This is a genomic window from Flavobacterium gawalongense, assembly GCF_007097265.1.
Taxonomy (GTDB): Bacteria; Bacteroidota; Bacteroidia; order Flavobacteriales; family Flavobacteriaceae; genus Flavobacterium; species Flavobacterium gawalongense.
Genome location: NZ_VJZP01000080.1, coordinates 1 through 1,380, shown reverse-complemented (window position 1 = coordinate 1,380; position 1,380 = coordinate 1). Strand labels below are relative to the sequence as shown.

The 1,380-nt window shown below is 34.2% G+C and carries 1 protein-coding gene; it reads right to left on the bottom strand.

Annotated elements, in window-relative coordinates; genetic code table 11:
* Positions 1–193: 193 nt before the first annotated feature.
* Positions 194–1,380, bottom strand: a 1,187-nt coding sequence (locus FNW38_RS17340; protein WP_143389017.1) for an IS1182 family transposase, incomplete at its 5' end; no start/stop codon positions are given.

Below are 1,380 nucleotides of genomic sequence, written 5' to 3'. Positions count from 1 at the left end.
GAGGGTACTGAAAAACCTCGTTTATTTTGATTAGCGTTCTTTTTTAGACAATAAAAAAACGCTTGTAACAGGATTTTAAGCATCCGTTATAAGCGTTTTTATTTTTGCAACTGTTTTTTATTGTAGGTTGTAAGAGTCGGTTTTTGACTTTTACAGGGTTCATTTGGAAAAATGTATGTGTAGATTCCATTTTCTACATTAATTTGAGTATTCTTTTTAAGTTGACTGTAAAAATTGCTAATGCTCCTTGCATTTGCATATTGGTAATACCGTATGATATTGCTCTATCATAACCGTGTACATTTTTTAACTCGCTATTTTTGGCTTCTATCTTGTATCGATGTTTTGCTTTCTCTTTGTAATATTCTGTTTCTTGAAAAGCCATTTGGTCTTGATGCAATTCTGATTTTATGGATACCGAATACGTTTTTGTCTTGGCTCCATCTTTATAACAGCCTTCTTTTAAAGGGCAAGACTTGCATTTTTCGACATCAAAATAATAAGTATCTACTTGATTTTTTCCGACATCTTTAGTGCCTTGGCGCGCTTTTCGTATTGCTAAATGTCCTGCTGGGCAAACAAACCTATCGGCATCTTTATTGTAATCGAATTTATCTTCGTTTTTTCTAAATCCTTGTGTTATCGATGGATTTAGTCTTGCTACTACTTTAATATTTTGTTCACTTGTGATCTTAAGGTTTTCTTTTCCAGAATAAGCCGCATCGCCAATAATGGTATCGACATCAACTCCGTTTTCTTGACTAATTTCTAAAAGTTTAGGCAATTCTGGTCCATCGCCTTTTTCTCCCGATGTAACTACAGCTGCAGTAATGATGCGCTCTTCGGTCATTGCCAAATGGGTCTTGTAGCCAAAAAAGGAACTCTCGGCAGATTTATGACCTATTTTTGCATCGGTATCTTTGGATAGGGTTAAATTTTCTTGAGTATCTTCTACGGTTTCTTTTAGCAGATTTAATTTTTCTTTCACTGCAGGTATTGAACTTATAGATGGCTCATTTTCTATACGTGTTTCCAACTCTTTGCAATAAGCCAGTTCCTTTTCTAAATCATTGTCGGTATTTTTTTCAGGCATACGTTCTTTGAATTGGTCGTCAAAGGTGTATACTGTTTTTCGAAGTAACTTTGAGCGTTCTCTCAATACTTCTATGGCTAAAAATGGATTGGATCTTGATAAAGTATGTGTGGCATCGACGATGATAGACTTCGAACGAATTATTCCTTTTTCGACAGCAATGGTTACTGTTTTGTTTATCAATAGATTTAATAAATCGGTGTCTTTCAAACGTAGTTTTCTAAATTTTGTCAACGAACTAGAATTGATAACATCGTCTTCTGGATTCATATCCAAAAAATATTTAA